We start from the raw sequence: 20,220 nt of genomic DNA, 5'->3' as shown, positions 1-20,220 counted from the left end.
CGTTGAACGCGGTTTTTATATTGTTATTAATTCATATTAAGCTAATACTTCAGTTAATTGAGGTACAACTTGTTTTTTACGAGAAACAACACCTTTTAATAAAGCTGTGTCATTTTCTAAAGAGACGTTAAATGCTTTTTCAACAGCCGCTTGTTCTTGACCTAAAGCCAATACTTTAGAATCAGAATTTAAAATATCCGTTACAACTAATACGAATAAATCATAGCCTTCTTTTGCAGTTTCTGCATTGATTGCATTTGTTAATTCTTCTTGACGGTTTAATACTTCATCAATATCGACAGTGTTTACTTGTGCAACACGTACTTGTTTTTCACCCATTGCGAAACTTTTTGCATCGATATTTAATAATTCTTCTGCAGATTTATCACTTGTTTTCGCACCAGCTTTTAACATTTCTAAACCGTATGCTTCAACATCAACGTTTGCAATTGCAGCTAATTCTTTCGCTGCCTTAACATCTTCTTCAGTACATGTAGGTGACTTGAATAATAATGAGTCAGAAATAATTGCAGAAACCATTAAACCAGCAATTTCAGGTTTGATTTCAATACCATTTTCTTTATACATTTTATTTAAAATAGTTGCTGTACAACCTACAGGCTCAGCACGGTAGAATAATGGTCCAGCAGTTTCAAAGTTTGCAATACGGTGGTGGTCCACAACCATAGAAATTGTTGCAGATTCAATACCGTCTGCTGATTGTTGGAATTCGTTGTGGTCTACTAAAATAACTTCTTCGCCGTTTAAAGCATCTGTTAATAAACGTGGTGCATCTACTTTGAAATAATCTAATGCATAAGCTGTTTCACCGTTTAATTCGCCTAAACGAACTGCTTCGATATCTTTGCCTAAAGCTTTTTGTAAATCTGCCATTACTAATGCAGATGTAATTGTGTCTGTATCAGGATTTTTGTGTCCAAAAGTTAAAATTGTCATGAGTAATCTCCTTTAATGTGTATTATAAACTTTATTTTATCATGATTAAGAATGTGTATCTACAGCCATGCCTAATACATTTTTAAAATGTTTTAAAGCATATTCATGACCAGTTTGATCAAAACTCGCAACACAATTTTCATCAACTGTGACTTTGTAACCTAAATTGAATGCGTCAATAACAGTATGCAACACACAAATATCTGTACATACGCCCGCAACTTCTATTTCTGTAATACCACGTTCTTGAAGTAATTGATGAAGTGGTGTACCACAAAAACTAGAATAACGACGTTTATCTAGCCAAAATATATGTGGCTCATTTTGTTCTACAGAATATAAATCATGAATCTTTCCGTATAACTTTCTGCCATCTGTGCCTTCAATGTTATGTGGTGGAAAAAGCTTCGTTTCTGGATGAAAAGCATCATTTTCGTGATGTAAATCCATCATGACAAAAATCGGTAACTTTTTTGATGAATATGTTTGCCATTTTTCATAAATAGCAGATTCAATTGCTTGTGCAGGCGCACCACAAGTTAATTTACCATCCGTTGCTACGAAATCATAAGAATAGTCTACTAAAATAAATGCTTGAGTCATTTTCAAAACCTCTCTCATGTTTATTTTGTTATATTTAGTATAATATACTATTAGACAATATATCGATATTTATGAGGAATTTGGTGAAATAATGGAACAAAGAAGAATCAACGTTAAAGATTATGGTGCAACGACTAGAAATATGTTATTTGATACGATTGGTATTCAACGTGCATTAAACGAAGCAAAGAAAGGGCCTGTTGAAGTATATATCCCAGAAGGGACATACTATATCGCTAAAGAATTGGTCATTTACAGCCATACATATTTGCATTTACATGAAAATGCAGTATTAAGACGCATGAGTCCATTTGCAATGCTTAAGAACGGTGTTAAAAATGGTCAATATAAAGGTTACGATGGACATGGCCATATTAAAATAGAAGGTGGTACATTTGACCAATTCGGACATGTACTGAATTATAACAATACGATTATGTCATTAGGACATGCGAGAGAAATTGAAATTAAGAACGTTACATTTAAAAATGTCGTCTCAGGACATGCAATTGATGCTTGTGGCATAGATGGTTTTAAAGTGAGTCATTGTAAGTTTTTAGGATTCCGTGATGATGGTGGGACACGATACTTTTCTGAAGCCATTCAATTAGATTTACAGCTTAAAGATTCATTTCCAAAGTTCGGTTCGTATGACGGAACGATTACCAAAAATGTGATTATTGAGCATTGCTATTTTGGGAATTCTAACGAGCCGATGATGAAACCATGGAATAGAGCGATTGGATCACATGCATCAATGCATGAAAATTTTTATGAAAATATTACTATCAGACATAATACATTCGATAAAATGGGTGACTATGCATTAACTTTCCTAAAGTCGAAAGTACTTCATGTTCATGATAATACGTTTAATGATTGTGAAGGTGGAATACGCTACTTGGCTGTGAAAAAAGGGAAATATACCTTTGATTTATTCGGTAAAGAACATGGCACAGAAGCGGGTGAATTAACTTTAATTAGAAATAACCATTTTCATTCTATCAATTCAAAATATGCAATCTTATTTCAAAGTTTTGATGAGGTTAAAAATAAAGATATCTTTATTGTGGATAATGTCTTTAGTGAAGATGAGTCATGTACGATAAAAATAGGTGAAGCGGAAAATGTCGTATGTGTAAAAAATAAACATCTAAAGAAAGTCAAAAAAGAACGTGTAAATGCATTTTATGATGCATTGTTAACGGAAGAAGAATCTGTGTCTGAAAATTAATAGATATAGATAAATAAAGAAATAAAATAAAAAGAAATAAAAAATTGCGCTCAGACATTTAATAATGTCTCGAGCGCATTTTTAATGGTAAGGGCATTTATTTGAATGATTGTCCTCTTGTTTGGTTGGTTTCTTTTTATAATAAAAGTTCGGATTATGGTATGTATTGTCATATCCTTTATGCCAGTTATGTACGAGCGATGGTGAAATAGGTGGAATCAGCCAAGTCCAATCTCCAGTAACTTGACGTCCGCATTGGTTTTCGTTTTGTTCAAATTTCTCAAATTGCTTACTCGCTGTGTAGTGATCGACGATAGAAACATTATTAGATTTATAGGATTGATGTACTGCATAATTTAATTCAACCAACGCTTTATCTCGCCAATATGTACTTGTTTTACTCGTATCCAAATCAAATGCATTCGCAACAGTGTTTAATAAGTCATAGCGATACGTATCTAATAAATTACGACTGGCAATTTCAGACACCATATACCAACCATTAAATGGTACAAGCGTGTATATAACGCCACCAATGTTTAAGTCCATGCTACTGATGATAGGAATGGCATACCAAGTTAAATTTAAAGCATCAAACTTCGGAAATTGTGGATGCGTTAAAGGGACATCAAGGATGATGGATTCATCGATAGGATGTACTTTGGTTTCACCGTTATACGTATATAGCCAGGGTAAAAATTTCGATTGTACTTTTGATGATTGAATGTCTTCAATTTGTTGTAATATCGGACGAACAATAGGATCGTTGCTGTAACGAATCAGTTGATCGTTATGTAAGATGAAGGTTGTATTGGGCTTGAATATGCTAATGGTAGGTATAATTCTCCCATCGTTTGTTGCATATTTAATATGATCTTCTAATGCATTAATAATGTCTGAAGCATCATCTAAATGCCTTAAATCTTTCACTTCAAGCTTGTCCCAAAACAATCTGCCAATACATCGATTACTATTACGCCAAGCTACACGTGCGCCATAAATTAACTCTTCTTGTGTATGGTAATACGTACCGGTTGACTCAATTTCTTGTTGAATGACTTCAAGTCGTCCATTTAACGTAGCATGGTCTTTATTTAAATCTTGATACATTTGTGTAATGAACGATTGAGCGTCCTTAAACATTAGTTCACCTCTTTTTTCGGTAAGGCTTCAAAGAAACTAGCCGTTTCACAAGCGCGGTCCACGATACATGCTTTGACGCCTACAGCTTCTAATAATTTAATATCTTCAATATTGCGTATACCGCCTGCAGCGATAATTGGTAAATTAGTTAAACCAACAATTTCTTTATTCATTTCAATATTCGGTCCAAGTAATTTACCGTCTTTTGATAAGTCTTTGTAAATAATGCCTTTTAATTTAAAATCTTTTACTTTATGAATAATATCACTAACAGTTAAGCGACTTTTTTGTTTCCATTCATTTTGAAGGATTTCATTTACATTTGCATTTAAGACCAAATAAATTTTATTTGGGTAACGATTCGTAATTTGTTTTAACCATAATAAATCGCTTAACCCTTTATTACCAATAGCGATAGCATCAACACCACTTTTTAAATATTGTTCTATCGCCTCAATACTGCGAATACCACCACCTACAACAACGGGTAATTGAGAGCGAGTAATCAATTGAAAAATCTTGTCTGTCGCTTGAGGTTTTTCTCTCTCAATGCCTTGAATATCAATCATATGAACATGACTGAATGCTTGATATGATTGGTATAAATCTAATGCGTCTTCAGGAGACCTAGATGCTGTTGTTTTAGACAGACGATCTAAGTTTATGGAAGGCCAAATATTAATCATTACATACAACTCCTATTTTTCTCTTTCTTTTATTGATTACATTGCTATTTATCGGTGTAAAGTTGTTTTTATTAAATTCATCTTACTGATTGAATCGACGCAATTGTCTGCCTTTAAAAAAGGTGATTAAACTGATTAAACATAAGATGAATGCTATATAACTAAAGAACTGTGTATTATTTGAGATGGATAATGTGACGCCGCCACCAATTGGACCGAATATGCTACCAATACTAAAAATAATGCCGCACATGATGTTACCTGCAGGTAATAGTCGTTTCGGTGTGAGTTCGGTCATATAAGTAACGCCTAAAGAATACAATGATCCAACACATGCACCTGATATAAAAATAAATGCCATTAATACATAAAATTGATTAAAGAGTTGGCATAATAAAAATGTTGTCGCACCACATGCAGTTAGTATAGTTAGTAAACGACTGCGCCCAATGACATCACTTAAAGTGCCTATCGGTACTTGAAATAATATGGCTCCTAAACTAAACATCGGCAATAGTATTGCGATTTGTGTTGTTGTTAGCCCTGTGTTTAAAGCATAAACAGGTAAGTTACTGTTTAAACTAGCCTCTAATACACCGTACATCATTGGAAATAAAAAGGCTAACCAACTTACCTTTAAAACATCTTTAAAGTTAATCATTGTATGTTTTAAAGTGAGGTGTGTCGTTTGATCTTCAGGTTTTTCAGGTGATAAGAGCAATACAAGTAGTATAGCGCCAATAGAGAGCAATGCACATAAATAAAAAGGTATATTTTCATTAATATTTTGTGTCATTGCAATGATTGGCCCCAACATAAATCCTAATGAGAAACTTAAACCATATATAGAAATCGTTCGCCCGAGCATGTGTTTAGGTGTACTTTCTGTGAGCCAAGATTGTGTTGAAAAGTGAAGCATATTATCTCCCACACCGACGAGTAGTCGTAAAAGAAACCAAAATATTAAATCGTCATTCATTGGAAATAATAAAAGTGGAATGACAATAAATAAACCACCTAATAATATTAAATATTTATATCCGAGTTTCCTAAGCATTTGTTCTAAAAATAAAGAGGCTAAAAATACCCCAATATATATACTGGTCGCATGTAATCCATTAATAAAACTTGTCACATCTTTTTTCTCTAAAAGTATGGCGATTAATGGTAACAGCATCCCTTGTGTTAATCCTGAAATTGAAACAATGATGGTCAGTATAAAAAATCTTTTTTTGTTCATCTTTTTCCCTCGCATTTAACTCTATTGTATCAAAATTTTGTAAAAAAATACTTCGATATTCGATAAATTAAAAGGTTATGGTACTATGTTGTTAATAAATACTTCTAAAGGTGAGATAAATGTATAAAAATAATGATGATAGTTTAATGTTACACACGGATTTGTATCAAATCAATATGGGGGAAACATATTGGCATGATGGCATCCATGAAAGATTAGCAGTATTTGATGTTTATTTTAGAAAGATGCCATTTGATAGTGGTTATGCAGTCTTTGCTGGCCTAGAGCGTATTGTTGATTACATTAAAGGCTTTAAGTTTAGTGAAACGGATATTGAATATCTTGCATCACTTGGCTATCAAGAAGATTATTTAAATTATTTAAAGGATATGAAATTTACAGGGAATATTCGCATGATGCAAGAAGGTGAAATTTGTTTTAATAATGAGCCACTTATTCGTGTCGAAGCACCTTTGATTGAAGCACAAATTTTAGAAACAGCCATTTTAAATATTGTAAACTTCCAAACATTAATTGCTACGAAGGCAAGTCGTATTAAACAAGAAGTTAAAGATCAAATTGTAATGGAATTTGGTACAAGACGTGCGCAAGAATTAGATGCAGCCATTTGGGGCACACGTGCAGCTTATATTGCAGGGTTTGATTCAACAAGTAACGTTCGAGCTGGTAAATTATTTGGCATGCCTGTATCAGGTACGCATGCGCATGCGATGGTACAAACTTATGATGATGAATATATCGCATTTAAAAAGTATGCAGAACGTCATAAAAACTGTGTCTTCTTGGTAGATACATTCCATACATTGAAGAGTGGCGTACCAAATGCGATTCGTGTAGCAAAAGAATTAGGAGATCAAATTAACTTTATCGGTATCCGTTTAGATTCTGGAGATTTGGCATATTTATCAAAAGAAGCACGTAAAATGTTAGATGCAGCTGGATTTAAAGATGCCAAAATCTTTGCATCTAATGATTTAGATGAAGAAACGATCATTAACTTAAAACTACAAGGTGCTAAAATCGACGCTTGGGGTATTGGTACTAAGTTGATTACAGCTTATGACCAACCAGCATTGGGTGCGGTTTATAAGTTAGTTGCCATTCAAAATGAACACGGTGAATATGAAGACCGTATTAAAATATCAAATAATGCAGAGAAAGTAACGACACCTGGTAAGAAAAATGTTTATCGCATTATTAATAATCAAACAAACAAATCTGAAGGAGATTACATCACTTTAGAACATGAAGATCCAAACTTAGAAAAGCCATTAAAAATGTTCCATCCTATTCATACTTACAAACAAAAGTGGATTAATGATTTCGTAGCGAAACCACTACATGTTGATGTATTTAAAGAAGGTCAATTGGTTTATGAATTACCAACTTTAGATGAATCAAGAGCTTACTTACAAGAGAACTTAAATTATTTATGGGAAGAAACAACACGTATATTAAATCCTGAAGAATATCCTGTCGATTTAAGCTTGGCATGTTGGGAAAATAAAAACGAAAAAATCTATCAAGTGCAAATGAAAGTGAGTGAAATGAAATGAACTTGCAACAAAAAATAGTCGAAGAAATGCAAGTGAAAACGAACTTTGATGCTCAACTTGAGTTCACTGCTATTATTACATTTATAAAAGATTATTGTCATCGTTATCCATTTATAAAATCTTTAGTACTTGGTATATCAGGAGGACAAGACTCAACGTTAACGGGTAAGCTTTGTCAAATGGCTGTAAATGAATTGAAAGAAGAAGGAAGAGACATTCAATTTATTGCGGTTAGGCTGCCATACGGTGTTCAAAAGGATGAACAAGATTGCCAAGATGCACTGCAATTTATTCAACCTGATAAAATATATACGATTAATATTAAAAATGCTGTTGATGCTAGCATTCAAACATTAACAGATGCAGGTGTGACGTTGTCTGACTTTCATAAAGGGAATGAGAAAGCACGCGAACGTATGAAAGCACAGTATGCGATTGCTGCATATCATCAAGGGATAGTCGTTGGGACAGATCATTCAGCTGAAAGTATTACTGGATTTTATACAAAATATGGTGACGGGGGAGCGGATATCGTACCAATCTTTGGTCTCAATAAACGTCAAGGTAGAGCGATATTAAAGTTACTAGGTGCACCGAGTCATTTATATGAAAAAACACCAACAGCTGATTTAGAGGAAAATAAACCACAATTGCCAGATGAAGTGGCATTAGGCGTGACTTATGATGAGATTGATGATTATTTAGAAGGTAAATCAATTGATTCTGCTTCAAAGGAAAAGTTAGAACAACATTATTTAAAAACGCAGCATAAACGACTTTTACCAATCTCAAGGTTCAACTTTGATGAATTGATTTAACAGCTATCTTTTGTTAGAATGGCTCGTATATAAAGGAGTGTTGATGTTGTTAGAAAATCCTTGGATAATGGTGCTGGTCATATTTTTAATTAATATTATTTATGTAACGGCATTAACTATGCGAATGATTTTAACTTTAAAGGGATATCGCTACTTTGCTGCAGGTGTTTCTGTGATTGAAGTTTTAATTTATATCGTTGGCCTAGGCCTTGTAATGAACAGTTTAGATCAAATTCAAAATGTGTTGGCATATGCATTTGGGTTTGGTGTCGGAATCATCGTAGGGATGAAATTAGAGGAAATGATTGCATTAGGTTACATCGTTGTTAATGTGACTACTGCAGAGTATGATAAAGAAATTCCACGTACATTAAGAGATTTAGGTTATGGTGTGACACATTATGCGGCAAAAGGCAGAGATGGAGATCGCTTAGTTATGCAAATCTTAACACCAAGAAAATACGAACTAAAGTTAATGGATACTGTGAAACAATTAGACCCTAAAGCATTTATTATTGCTTATGAGCCAAAAAATATACACGGTGGCTTCTGGGTGAAAGGTGTTCGTAGTAAGAGGTTAAAAGCGTATGACACAGAAGAAATTTGAAGTACAAGATAATGAAAGCATTCAAGAGTGTCTTGAACGTATGAAAAAAGAAGGCTATATGCCTGTAAAAAGGTTTCAAAAACCAATATTTCAAGAATTGCAAGATGGTTCTATTGAAGTATTAAAGGAACAAATTATTTTTACTGGAAAGAAAATCGAACTTTAATCATATAAAAAACGAAGTTTAATGTGAAAATAAGTGTTAAAAATAGACATATACACGTACGATATTAAAAGGATAACTTTAAATGTACGTGTATGTGTTTTTTTGTTATAATAGGTTTGTAAATTATAAATCGGAGGAATCTATTCATGATTGAACGTTATTCAAGAGAAGAAATGTCTAGTATTTGGACAGAACAAAATCGTTTTGAAGCTTGGTTAGAAGTAGAAATTTTAGCGAGTGAAGCTTGGGCAGAGTTAGGTTATATTCCTAAAGAAGATGTAAAGTTAATTCGTCAAAATGCTCGTGTTGATGTAGAACGTGCTAAAGAAATTGAATTAGAAACACGTCATGACGTTGTTGCATTCACACGTCAAGTTTCTGAAACATTAGGTGAAGAAAAGAAATGGGTACATTACGGATTAACAAGTACTGACGTAGTGGACACTGCATTAAGTTATGTAATTAAACAAGCAAACGACATTATTGAAGCGGATCTTGAAAGATTCATTGAAGTATTAAAACAAAAAGCATTAAAACACAAAACAACATTAATGATGGGACGTACTCATGGTGTACATGCTGAACCAACAACTTTCGGTTTAAAAATGGCTTTATGGTATATGGAAATGAAACGTAACTTAAAACGTTTCAAAGAAGTACGTAAAGAAATCGAAGTAGGTAAAATGAGTGGTGCCGTTGGTACATTCGCGAATATCCCTCCTGAAATTGAAGCTTATGTATGTGAAAAGTTAGGCATTGGTTGTGCAGAAATTTCTACACAAACATTACAACGTGATCGCCATGCATACTACATTGCAACTTTAGGTTTAATTGCAACATCTATCGAGAAATTTGCAGTTGAAGTTCGTGGTTTACAAAAGACTGAAACACGTGAAGTTGAAGAAGCATTTGCAAAAGGTCAAAAAGGATCATCAGCAATGCCACATAAACGTAATCCAATCGGTTCAGAAAACGTTACAGGTATCGCACGTGTGATTCGTGGATACATTACAACAGCTTATGAGAACGTACCATTATGGCATGAACGTGATATTTCACATTCATCAGCAGAACGTATCATGTTACCTGATGTGACAATCGCATTAGATTACATGTTAAATCGTTTCACAAACATTATTGATAACTTAACAGTTTATGAAGAAAATATGAAAGCCAACATGGAAAAAACATTTGGATTAATTTATTCACAACGTGTTATGTTAACATTAATCGACAAAGGTATGGTACGTGAGGAAGCTTACGATACAGTACAACCAAAAGCGATGGAATCATGGGCTACAAAAACACCATTCCGTGAGTTAGTTGAAGCAGATGAAAAGATTACAAACTTATTATCTAAAGAAGAATTAGATGAGTGCTTCAATGAAAATCATCACTTAAATCAAATCGACACATTATTCAAACGTGCTGGTTTAGAATAATTATTGGAACTTTATATGTAATAAATTGCCTGGGACAAAGTCTCAGGCAATTTTTTGTATTATCAGCGGTACAATAGCAGCAACCGCGGTAAAGAACACTATTGTAACGTCCTCATAAAATAAAATGTTTAAATGTATGCTTGAAGGTGAATAAGTAAGTATACTTAATAATTAAGGAGTGTTTATTTTGGCAACGACAGCAGTACATTTAAGTAATGGTGATATATTATATACAGGAATGAGTCATCAATCATTGGTGAAATCTATCTCTGAAAACGATCAACCATTTATATTAAATGCATCGCGAAAAAAAGATTTAAAAGATAACTTTAATGCATTAATCGTCATTCAAAATGTGATGTATTTTGAAGAATTAGAAGGATAATATAAAGATTAAATGGCGCTAAGAATCTGCCATTTATAATATGTAAACGAGGTGAGACACTGTGTCTCATCTTTTTTATTATTTTTAATTTATTTCAAATTATTAAAAGAACAAAAGTTTTTGAACAATTTTTTATTATTTTTTGAAAAAAGTTTCTAATTTGAATGCATTTTTATTATAATATTATTAAGAACAAAATGATTCACTGTACTTTAGTGATGTAATGCGTTAAAATTTGTAGTATAGATTTTATTAGGGGTTGAGGAAATGCAAATTGAAAAATTAAGAGGCAAACAACTAGATGATTTATTCGATTCTATTTTAACGTTGAAAGATAGAGAAGAATGCTATCAATTTTTTGATGATTTATGCACAGTGAATGAATTGCAATCATTGTCACAACGTTTACAAGTGGCTAAAATGATTAAGCAAGGATATACCTATGCTGCTATTGAAAAAGAATCTGGTGCTTCTACTGCAACGATTTCACGTGTAAAGCGCTCATTACAGTGGGGAAATGACGCATATTCTATGGTGATGGATCGTTTGAACCAATCGGAATCTAAAGGGGAATAAAGTGTTGAATCAATTTGATTCAGCACTTTTTTTGTCGTATAATTCAGTATGGAAAAGAGGGAAAAAATGAAAAAATATGTCATATTATTGTCTGCATTACTTCTTATAGTGGGGTGTAGTAATTTAAAAGAGCAGACTGCCTCAAAAACTGATGAAGTTAAAAAGACAGTTGAAGAAAAAGTAGTAAAAAAAATCGTAAAACCACAATATGAGAAAAAAGTGATTGATGGTAGAACTTATATTAATGGAATCCTAATTGTAAATAAGCAAATTGGATTACCAAAAGATTATAATCCAGGAGAAGATCCGGTAGCACATCAAGCAATAGAGCAGCTCATGCAAGCAGGCAATCGTACAGGGTTACAATTTGTCTTAAGAAGTAGCTTTAGAAGCTATGATAATCAAGCCATGCTATATCAAAATTATGTAGCAAGAGACGGAAAGGCTGCAGCGGATACATATTCTGCAGAACCAGGGCATTCTGAGCATCAAACAGGACTTGCTTATGATGTCGGCTCTGTAGTTAGTGCAAATGATTTTCGAGTGAGTTTTGGGACAACGCCTGAAGGTGAGTGGTTAAAGCACCATGCACATGAATTTGGTTTTATTATTCGATATGGTGAAGGCAAAACACATATTACAGGTTACCAATATGAACCGTGGCATGTACGTTATGTTGGGAAAAAGGTTGCGAATGAAATATATAAGAGCAATAAGACGTTAGAAGAATATTTAGGATTGTATCCGAAAGACTTAACAGAAACTGTGAAATAAAATGCTTGGGACGAAAGTTCCAAGCATTTTATTTTGCAAGCTAGACGGCGGAACATAAGTTGACTTTACGACTAAAACCTAAGAAAACGATAAATTAAAAATTGATTTATTCGTTTTCTTAGGTTTTTGCTTGTGTCAGAGCACTTATGTACCAGACCCTCCTCAAACGTATGTTCTTATCTCGTGAAATTGAAACAAAAAATGATATAATATTACTATTGAAAATTATAAATTCGAGGAGTAATTATGTATAACGTACAAGATTGGCAACATGTATTTAAATTAGACCCAGCTAAAGTAATATCAGATGAAGCATTAGAGCAAATTTGTGAATCTGGTACGGATGCTATTATTGTGGGTGGTACTGACAATGTGACGATGGAAAATGTACTGGATTTGATGAGTAGAGTGAGAAGATATCCATTACCTTGTGTACTTGAAATTTCAAATGTTGAAAGTGTCATTCCTGGTTTTGATCGCTATCTTGTACCAAGTGTATTGAATACTGCGCATTCTAAATTCCAAACAGGGCAATTACAAGAAGCGTTAAAGGCATTTGGCCATATGATTCAATTTTCAGAGTTATCTATGGAAGGTTATGTGATTTTAAATCCAGAAAGCAAGGTGGCTCAATATACGGAGGCCAACACACAGTTAAGCAGTGATGATATTTCAGCATATGCGATGATGATTGAGCAATTATTGAATTTCCCAGTTATGTATATTGAATATAGTGGTACATTTGGAGATGTTGAAATGTTAAAGTCTGCGAAATCACAACTGCAAAATACAAGATTATTTTACGGTGGTGGCATCGATGATTTACAGAAAGCAAAGACCATGTTATCCGTTGCTGATACGATTGTTGTAGGCAATATTATTTACACAGATTTAAAATCGGCTTTATCTACTGTAAAAGCAAAGAAAGAGGTTTAGTATGAATCCCTTATTATCTAGAATGAATGATGAACAAAAACAAGCGGTACAAACGACAGAAGGACCGCTTTTAATTATGGCAGGCGCTGGTAGTGGTAAGACAAGAGTCTTAACGCATCGTATTGCATACCTTATTGACGAAAAGTCGGTATCACCTTATCAAATTTTGGCCATTACATTTACGAATAAAGCGGCAAAAGAAATGAAAGAACGTGTTGAAGCATTAGTCGGTGAACAAGCGGAGGCTATTTGGATTTCAACGTTTCACTCGATGTGCGTACGAATTTTAAGACGCGACATTGATCGTATTGGTATCGAACGTAATTTTTCAATTTTAGACCCAACAGATCAACGTAGTGTGATTAAAGATGTCTTAAAGAAAGAAAATATAGACCCTAAAAAGTATGATCCAAAAATGTTTGTGGCGACCATTTCTAATTTAAAAAACGAATTAAAAACGCCTCAAGATGCGCAAGATGAAGCAACGGATTATATGAGTTTAATGGTGGCGAATGTTTACAAAAAATATCAAGACATCTTACTTAAAAATCACGCATTAGATTTTGATGATTTGATAATGACGACATTAAAGTTATTTGAACGTGTTCCAGATGTATTAAATTTCTATCAAAATAAATTCCAATACATCCATGTTGATGAGTACCAAGATACAAATAAAGCACAATATTTATTAGTAAAGATGCTGGCAGATAAATTTAAAAATTTATGTGTTGTAGGTGATTCGGATCAATCGATTTATGGTTGGCGTGGTGCAGATATTTACAATATTTTAAGTTTTGAAAAAGACTACAAAGATGCAAAAACGATTTTCCTTGAGCGAAATTATCGTTCTACTAAAAATATTTTGTTTGCAGCAAATGAAGTCATAAAAAATAATAATGAACGTAAACCTAAAGCATTATGGACAGATAATGATTATGGCTCAAAGATTAAATATTATAAAGCATTTTCAGAACGTGATGAAGCGACATATATCGTTTCGGAAATTCAAAAGAAAATGCGAGAAGGTTATGCTTTAAAAGATATGGCCATTTTATATCGTACGAATGCACAATCACGTGTATTAGAGGAAACGTTAATGAAATCGAACATTGCTTATACGATGGTCGGTGGCGTAAAGTTCTACGATAGAAAAGAAATTAAAGATATTTTAAGTTACTTGCGTTTGATTGCAAATAGCAATGATGACATCAGTTTAACGAGAATTATAAACACACCTAAACGTGGGATTGGACCTGGAGCGCTGGAAAAGATTGCAAATTATGCTGAACAAAATGGCATTAGTTATTTCGATGCGATTAGTGAAGTAGATTTTATCGGATTGCCTAAGAAGACCACTGAGAACTTAGTAACGTTTTATGAAATGATGGATCATTTCATGCAACAACAAGAATTTTTATCAGTAACAGAGTTAACTGAAGAAGTATTAAAGCAGTCTGGTTATTTAAAAATGTTAGAATCTGAAAATACGATAGAAAGTCAAAGTCGTATTGAAAATATTCAAGAATTTTTAAGTGTGCCTAAGGACTATGATAAAGTAACACCTGATGATGAAAAGTCTTTAATTAATTTCTTAACAGATTTATCGCTTGTCGCAGATGTAGACAATGCGGACTTAGAATCGGGTATTACATTAATGACGATGCACTCAGCAAAAGGACTAGAGTTTAAAGTCGTATTTATTGCTGGTTTAGAAGAATCGATTTTCCCACACTCTAGAAGTTTAGATAACGAATCTGAAATGGAAGAGGAACGTAGGTTAATGTATGTTGCCATTACAAGGGCAGAAGAACATTTATATGTATCTCATTGTGATACTAGAACTTTATTTGGTAGAACTCAAGCGAATAAAAAGTCTAGATTTATTGATGAAATGCCACAAGACATCTTAGAATTACCAGAGAAAAAAGTCAAAAAACCATTTGAAAAAAGAACGCATTCACGTGTGGTTACTGATCATAAAAAAGTGGAATCAGATTATAAAGTTGGCGATAAAGTGCTGCATAAAGCATGGGGTGAAGGCTTAATTAGTAATGTCACAGACAGAGATGGTTCAGTGGAATTAGATATCATCTTCAAATCTGTTGGGATGAAGCGATTACTTAGCCAATTTGCACCGATTACAAAGAAAGAATAATAGAGGTAATATACATGGATAAATCAAGAGTAGCAACATTGCATCAGTTGTTAAATCAATACAATTATGAATATCATGTTTTAGATAACCCAAGTGTACCAGATGCTGAATATGATCAATTGTTACACGAACTGATTGCAATAGAAGAAGCACATCCTGAATTAAAGACGGATGATTCACCAACTGTACGTGTTGGTGGAACACCGCTATCAAGATTCGAAAAAGTGAACCACGATACACCGATGCTTAGTTTAAGTAATGCATTTTCAGAAGCTGATTTAAGAGCATTTGATGAACGTATTGTTAAAGATGTTGGGCAAGTAGAGTACATGGTAGAACTAAAAATTGACGGTCTTGCTGTCAGTTTGAAATATGAAAAAGGAAAATTCGTACAAGGTTTAACAAGAGGTGATGGTACAACTGGTGAAAATATCACTGAAAATTTAAAGACTATTCATGCCATTCCTTTATCAATTGACTCACCATTAACATTTGAAGTTCGTGGTGAAGCGTATATGCCTAGAAAGTCGTTTATTAAATTAAATGAACAAAAAGAAAAACTTGGTGAAACACTAGCAGCAAACCCTCGTAATGCAGCTGCAGGATCATTGCGCCAATTGGATTCAAAAATTACTGCAAAACGTAACTTAAGCGTATTTTTATATAGCGTTAATGATTTAAAAGAATTGAATGCACAAAGTCAAAGTGAAGCACTAGATAAATTAGATGAATTAGGTTTTGTAACAAATCATGAACGTGCACTTTGTAAAAATATTGATGAGGTCCTTCAATACATTGAAAAATGGACGAAATTAAGAAATGACTTAGCTTATGATATTGATGGTATCGTTATTAAAGTCAATGATTTACATAAACAACAAGAACTTGGCTTTACAGCGAAAAGTCCGAGATGGGCGATTGCTTATAAGTTTCCAGCTGAAGAAGTTGTGACGACATTACTTGATATTGAGTTATCTGTAGGAAGAACTGGAGTAGTAACACCTACCGCTGTATTAGAACCGGTTAAAGTCGCAGGGACAACAGTAAGCCGTGCGTCTTTACATAATGAAGATTTGATTAACGAAAAAGACATCAGAATTGGTGATAGTGTTGTTGTTAAAAAAGCAGGGGATATTATTCCAGAAGTCGTTCGTGTAGTTATGGATAGAAGAAAGCCTGATGCAGTCGTATTTAAATATCCAGAAATTTGTCCTTCTTGTGGCCATCATTTAGTACGTATTGAAGATGAAGTTGCACAGCGTTGTATTAATCCTAAGTGTGATGCTAAACTCGTTGAAGGTGTGAATCACTTCGTATCTAGAACTGCAATGAATATTGATGGTTTAGGTGAAAAGATTGTCGAAAGCTTATTTAATGAAGACTTAATACAAGATGTTGCAGATATTTATGGTTTAACAAAAGAAATGTTGTTACCGATGGAAAGAATGGGTGAGAAAAAGGCAACGAAGTTATTAGAAGCTATCGAAAATTCAAAACAAAATTCACTAGAACGCTTATTATTCGGTTTAGGTATTAGACATCTTGGCGCGAAGGCTTGTCAAATATTGGCTGAAAATTATATGACGATGGATCGTTTAAAAACAGTCACAGTAGATGAATTGGTTACAATCAATGACATCGGTCATAAGATGGCAACGAGCTTAGTGACTTACATGGAAAATGAAGACATCATCCGCTTGATTGATAAGTTAAAAGATTATGGTGTGAATATGTCATATACAGGTACATTAAAGACAGAAATAGAAGGTCACCCTGCATTTGAAGGAAAAACAATTGTGCTAACAGGAAAATTAAGTGTTCTATCAAGACAAGAAGCAACAAAACAATTGACGAATTTAGGTGCTAAAGTAACAAGTTCTGTGACGAAAAAAACAGATTTGGTCATTGCAGGTGAAGATGCAGGATCAAAACTTGTAAAAGCTGAAAGTTTAAATATTGAAATTTGGTCAGAAAATGATATGGTTAAAGCACTAGAAGATTTATAAGTTAGGAGAACAAGATGAAGCGTTTAGGAATCATTATACTTTCAACAGTATTACTTGCTAGCTGTTCAAATCAAAGCGCAAATAATAATAAAGAAAAGAAACAGGAAAAACAAATTTCAACTGATATTCAAATTTCAAATGATTATTACAGAACATTGTTGCCATTTAAAGAGAGCCAAGCACGTGGATTAACAAGCTCAAATATGGCAAGTAGCTATAATAGTGAAGCATTTGAAACAGGCCTATTAAATATCAGTAAAAAACAATTTTCACCAGATGATTATTTGTATAGAGATGGTCAATTATTAACAAAAACTGAAGTCGAAAGTTACTTAGAGCCACAATATACTAAGGAAGAAATCGATAAAATGAGTAAAGATGAGCGTATTGAAAAGAATGCATATGCTAACTTTGGTTTAAATCCTTCACGTAAAGGTGAAACAAACCCAGAAAAGATTGCAGAAAATTCACCAACTTATTTATCACATATTCTCGAACAAGATTTCTTCACAGAAAAAGATGCTAAAAGTGAAACCATTTCAGGGATGACAATTGGTCTTGCCATGAATAGTGTTTATTACTATCAAAAGGAAGAATATGGTGAAACATATAGTAAAAAGTTAGACGAAAAAGAAGTTGAGAAAAAAGGAAAAGAAATGGCTAAAGAAATTCTTTCAAGACTTCGTGTAAAACAATCATTAAAAGACATTCCTATTACTTTTGCAATCTTTATTCAATCTTCAGCTGAAAGTATTAAGCCTGGTCATTTTGTGTCTTATGCTGTGAGTAAAGAAGGCAGTAATAAACTAGGCAGTTGGGATAGCATCAATGAACAATATGTATTGTTACCATCATCTGAAGCAAGTGATTTAGACAAAAAATTAAACAATAACTTCAAACAATTTAATGATCAATTACAACAATACTTTCCTAATTTTACACAATCTATCGGTACAGGTTATTTTGTAGATAACGAATTAAAGTCAATGTCGATTAATGTGCCATTAGATTATTATGGTAAAGCAGAAGTTGTAGGTGTAACACAATACATCGCTGACCTTGCTATGAATCATTTTAGAGGCGTAGATGATGTTGAAATTTCAATTGTGGATAATGATAAACCTCTTGCATTGATTGTAAAAGAAAAAGGGAAATCAGATCCATACATTCACGTATATGGCCAATAATTTAAATCAAATAAACTGTTTTTAAAGCAAAGTAAAAGGAGCGAGATTAGTCTCACTCCTTTTATTTATGTCATATTATGATTTTAAAATTTGTTCCATTTCATCAAACTCATCTAAAATACGTTGTTCAGGTTGTTTAGTTACTAATGATACTAACACTGTTGAAACTAAACTTACGATAAATCCTGGAATGATTTCATAAAATTCAAAGATACCAGGGTTATCTTTAAAGATACCTTTCATAACAATCCAGAAGATAACTGTAGCAGATCCTAATAACATACCTGTAATGGCACCGTATTTTGTTAGACGTTTCCAGAATAATGATAATAATACTAAAGGTCCGAATGCAGCACCAAATCCTGCCCATGCGTTACCTACTAAGTTTAAGATTGTATCATTAGGTGTCCAAGCAATTGCCATCGATACAGCAGAAACGATTAATACAGATAAACGTCCTACTCTTACAAATTCTTTTTCACGATGTTTTTCTTGAATTGATGTTTTACGAATTAACATATAGAAATCTTGAGTTAATGAACTTGATGTTACTAATAATTGTGAAGAAATTGTACTCATAATCGCTGCTAAAATTGCTGCTAAGAAGAATCCAGCGATTAATGGATGGAACAACACTTGACTCATCACGACGAAAATTGTCTCAGCATTGTCTAATTTCATACCTGAATCATGAATAAATGCGATACCGATTAAACCAGTCATACAAGCACCGATTAACGATACAGCCATCCAAGAAATACCGATACGTCTTGCTGCTGATAATTGTTTATGTGATTTAATACTCATAAAACGAACAATAATATGTGGTTGGCCAAAGTAGCCTAATCCCCATGCCATTAAAGAAACGATACTTACAAATGATGTACCTTTAAACCAATCTAAATTTGTTGGTTTTAATTCTACGATTGTATCAAATGTATCTAAACCGTTTAATTTTAATAATGCAACGATAGGCACTAATACTAAAGCGATTAACATGATAACCCCTTGGAAGAAGTCGGTTAATGATACCGCTAAATAACCACCAAATAATGTGTAAATAATAACGATACTTGCTGTTAATATTAATCCTACATGATAATTTAATCCAAATGCACTTTCAAATAAAATCCCACCAGAAACCATACCTGCTTGAGTGTATAACGTAAAGAAAACAACGATAACTAAACCAGAAATGATTTTTAACATACGTGTATGGTCAGATACACGTTTTTCAAAGAAGTCAGGAATTGTAATTGCATTGTCAGCTAATTCTGTGTAAATACGTAATCTTGGTGCAACTAAAATATAGTTTAACCATGCCCCTAAAGTTAATCCAATTGCAATCCAAGTTGCAGATAAACCTGTTGAATAAACTGACCCAGGTAATCCCATTAACATCCAACCACTCATATCAGCAGCACCTGCTGATAGAGCAGTAACTAATGGTCCTAAACTTCGACCTCCAAGCATGTACTCATCTAAAGTACTTGTTGATTGTTTATATGCATAATAACCAATCCCAAGTAAGATAAGGAAGTACAGACCAATCATTACATAGGTCATCCATGATGCTTCAATTTTTACATTTTGAAACGTGTGTCCCAAAATAAACATAAAATCCACCCCTTCAATAAGATAATTTAATTATATACCACATTAAAGCGTTTTCAAGACTAAATTTTTTGATTTTTTTGACTGTTTGTGATATGAATTTAAATTTTC

General features: G+C 33.3%; 19 protein-coding genes. 13 read left to right on the top strand and 6 right to left on the bottom strand.

What is annotated here, in order from left to right; all coding sequences use genetic code 11:
• Positions 1 to 36: 36 nt before the first annotated feature.
• Complete coding sequence (locus tag ER639_RS08425) at positions 37 to 957, bottom strand: manganese-dependent inorganic pyrophosphatase (RefSeq protein ID WP_129065346.1); 921 nt, start codon at positions 955 to 957, stop codon at positions 37 to 39.
• 45 nt (positions 958 to 1,002) lie between these two features.
• On the bottom strand, positions 1,003 to 1,560 hold the full coding sequence (locus ER639_RS08420) for a cysteine hydrolase family protein (RefSeq protein ID WP_129065345.1): 558 nt from the start codon (positions 1,558 to 1,560) through the stop codon (positions 1,003 to 1,005).
• Positions 1,561 to 1,651: 91 nt separating this feature from the next.
• On the opposite strand from ER639_RS08420, the gene ER639_RS08415 reads away from it, so the two are divergent.
• On the top strand, positions 1,652 to 2,794 hold the full coding sequence (locus tag ER639_RS08415; RefSeq protein WP_129065344.1) for a glycosyl hydrolase family 28-related protein: 1,143 nt from the start codon (positions 1,652 to 1,654) through the stop codon (positions 2,792 to 2,794).
• A gap of 81 nt (positions 2,795 to 2,875) precedes the next feature.
• Here ER639_RS08415 and ER639_RS08410 read toward each other — a convergent pair whose 3' ends face one another.
• From ER639_RS08410 to ER639_RS08400, 3 genes are all read right to left on the bottom strand, one after another.
• Complete coding sequence (locus ER639_RS08410) at positions 2,876 to 3,937, bottom strand: nitric oxide synthase oxygenase (RefSeq protein ID WP_129065343.1); 1,062 nt, start codon at positions 3,935 to 3,937, stop codon at positions 2,876 to 2,878.
• The gene (locus ER639_RS08405; protein ID WP_129065342.1) at positions 3,937 to 4,623 is read right to left on the bottom strand and encodes a HisA/HisF-related TIM barrel protein; all 687 of its coding nucleotides are present in this window, start codon (positions 4,621 to 4,623) and stop codon (positions 3,937 to 3,939) included. The genes ER639_RS08410 and ER639_RS08405 overlap by 1 nt, the downstream gene beginning before the upstream one ends.
• 82 nt (positions 4,624 to 4,705) lie before the next feature.
• Entirely contained in the window at positions 4,706 to 5,863 is a 1,158-nt protein-coding gene (locus ER639_RS08400) for an MFS transporter (protein ID WP_129065341.1), read from the bottom strand.
• A gap of 119 nt (positions 5,864 to 5,982) precedes the next feature.
• Between ER639_RS08400 and ER639_RS08395 the strand changes: the two genes are divergently transcribed.
• The 12 genes from ER639_RS08395 (at position 5,983) to ER639_RS08340 (ending at position 18,495) form a co-directional block, all read left to right on the top strand.
• Entirely contained in the window at positions 5,983 to 7,440 is a 1,458-nt protein-coding gene (locus tag ER639_RS08395) for a nicotinate phosphoribosyltransferase (RefSeq protein WP_129065340.1), read from the top strand.
• A complete protein-coding gene (gene nadE / locus ER639_RS08390) occupies positions 7,437 to 8,258 on the top strand; it encodes an ammonia-dependent NAD(+) synthetase (RefSeq protein ID WP_129065339.1) in 822 nt (273 codons plus the stop codon). Before ER639_RS08395 ends, nadE begins: the two co-directional genes overlap by 4 nt.
• Positions 8,259 to 8,301: 43 nt before the next feature.
• The gene (locus ER639_RS08385; RefSeq protein ID WP_483306237.1) at positions 8,302 to 8,865 is read left to right on the top strand and encodes a DUF2179 domain-containing protein; all 564 of its coding nucleotides are present in this window, start codon (positions 8,302 to 8,304) and stop codon (positions 8,863 to 8,865) included.
• Entirely contained in the window at positions 8,846 to 9,031 is a 186-nt protein-coding gene (locus ER639_RS08380) for an NETI motif-containing protein (RefSeq protein ID WP_129065338.1), read from the top strand. Before ER639_RS08385 ends, ER639_RS08380 begins: the two co-directional genes overlap by 20 nt.
• A gap of 146 nt (positions 9,032 to 9,177) precedes the next feature.
• The gene (purB, locus tag ER639_RS08375) at positions 9,178 to 10,473 is read left to right on the top strand and encodes an adenylosuccinate lyase (RefSeq protein WP_129065337.1); all 1,296 of its coding nucleotides are present in this window, start codon (positions 9,178 to 9,180) and stop codon (positions 10,471 to 10,473) included.
• 187 nt (positions 10,474 to 10,660) lie between these two features.
• Positions 10,661 to 10,858 carry a hypothetical protein gene (locus ER639_RS08370; protein WP_129065336.1) on the top strand — a complete coding sequence of 66 codons (198 nt, stop codon included), beginning with the start codon at positions 10,661 to 10,663 and terminating at the stop codon, positions 10,856 to 10,858.
• Between the two features lie 267 nt (positions 10,859 to 11,125).
• A complete protein-coding gene (locus tag ER639_RS08365) occupies positions 11,126 to 11,434 on the top strand; it encodes a YerC/YecD family TrpR-related protein (RefSeq protein WP_129065335.1) in 309 nt (102 codons plus the stop codon).
• Positions 11,435 to 11,500: 66 nt separating this feature from the next.
• Positions 11,501 to 12,208: a M15 family metallopeptidase gene (locus tag ER639_RS08360; RefSeq protein ID WP_129065334.1), complete on the top strand. Its 708-nt coding sequence runs from the start codon at positions 11,501 to 11,503 to the stop codon at positions 12,206 to 12,208.
• 246 nt (positions 12,209 to 12,454) lie between these two features.
• Positions 12,455 to 13,144, top strand: coding sequence for a heptaprenylglyceryl phosphate synthase (gene pcrB, locus ER639_RS08355; RefSeq protein ID WP_129065333.1), 690 nt, complete (start codon positions 12,455 to 12,457; stop codon positions 13,142 to 13,144).
• Position 13,145: 1 nt separating this feature from the next.
• Positions 13,146 to 15,302: a DNA helicase PcrA gene (gene pcrA, locus ER639_RS08350; protein ID WP_129065332.1), complete on the top strand. Its 2,157-nt coding sequence runs from the start codon at positions 13,146 to 13,148 to the stop codon at positions 15,300 to 15,302.
• 14 nt (positions 15,303 to 15,316) lie between these two features.
• A complete protein-coding gene (ligA, locus tag ER639_RS08345; RefSeq protein WP_129065331.1) occupies positions 15,317 to 17,308 on the top strand; it encodes an NAD-dependent DNA ligase LigA in 1,992 nt (663 codons plus the stop codon).
• 14 nt (positions 17,309 to 17,322) lie between these two features.
• Positions 17,323 to 18,495, top strand: coding sequence for a CamS family sex pheromone protein (locus tag ER639_RS08340; protein ID WP_129065330.1), 1,173 nt, complete (start codon positions 17,323 to 17,325; stop codon positions 18,493 to 18,495).
• A gap of 75 nt (positions 18,496 to 18,570) precedes the next feature.
• Here ER639_RS08340 and putP read toward each other — a convergent pair whose 3' ends face one another.
• Entirely contained in the window at positions 18,571 to 20,112 is a 1,542-nt protein-coding gene (gene putP / locus ER639_RS08335; RefSeq protein ID WP_129065329.1) for a sodium/proline symporter PutP, read from the bottom strand.
• Positions 20,113 to 20,220 lie beyond the last annotated feature (108 nt).

The organism is Macrococcus sp. DPC7161, from assembly GCF_004117835.1.
Classification (GTDB): domain Bacteria; phylum Bacillota; class Bacilli; order Staphylococcales; family Staphylococcaceae; genus SDSC01.
Note: the sequence above shows the minus strand (reverse complement) of the source record. Positions and strands in the feature narration are given on the sequence as shown.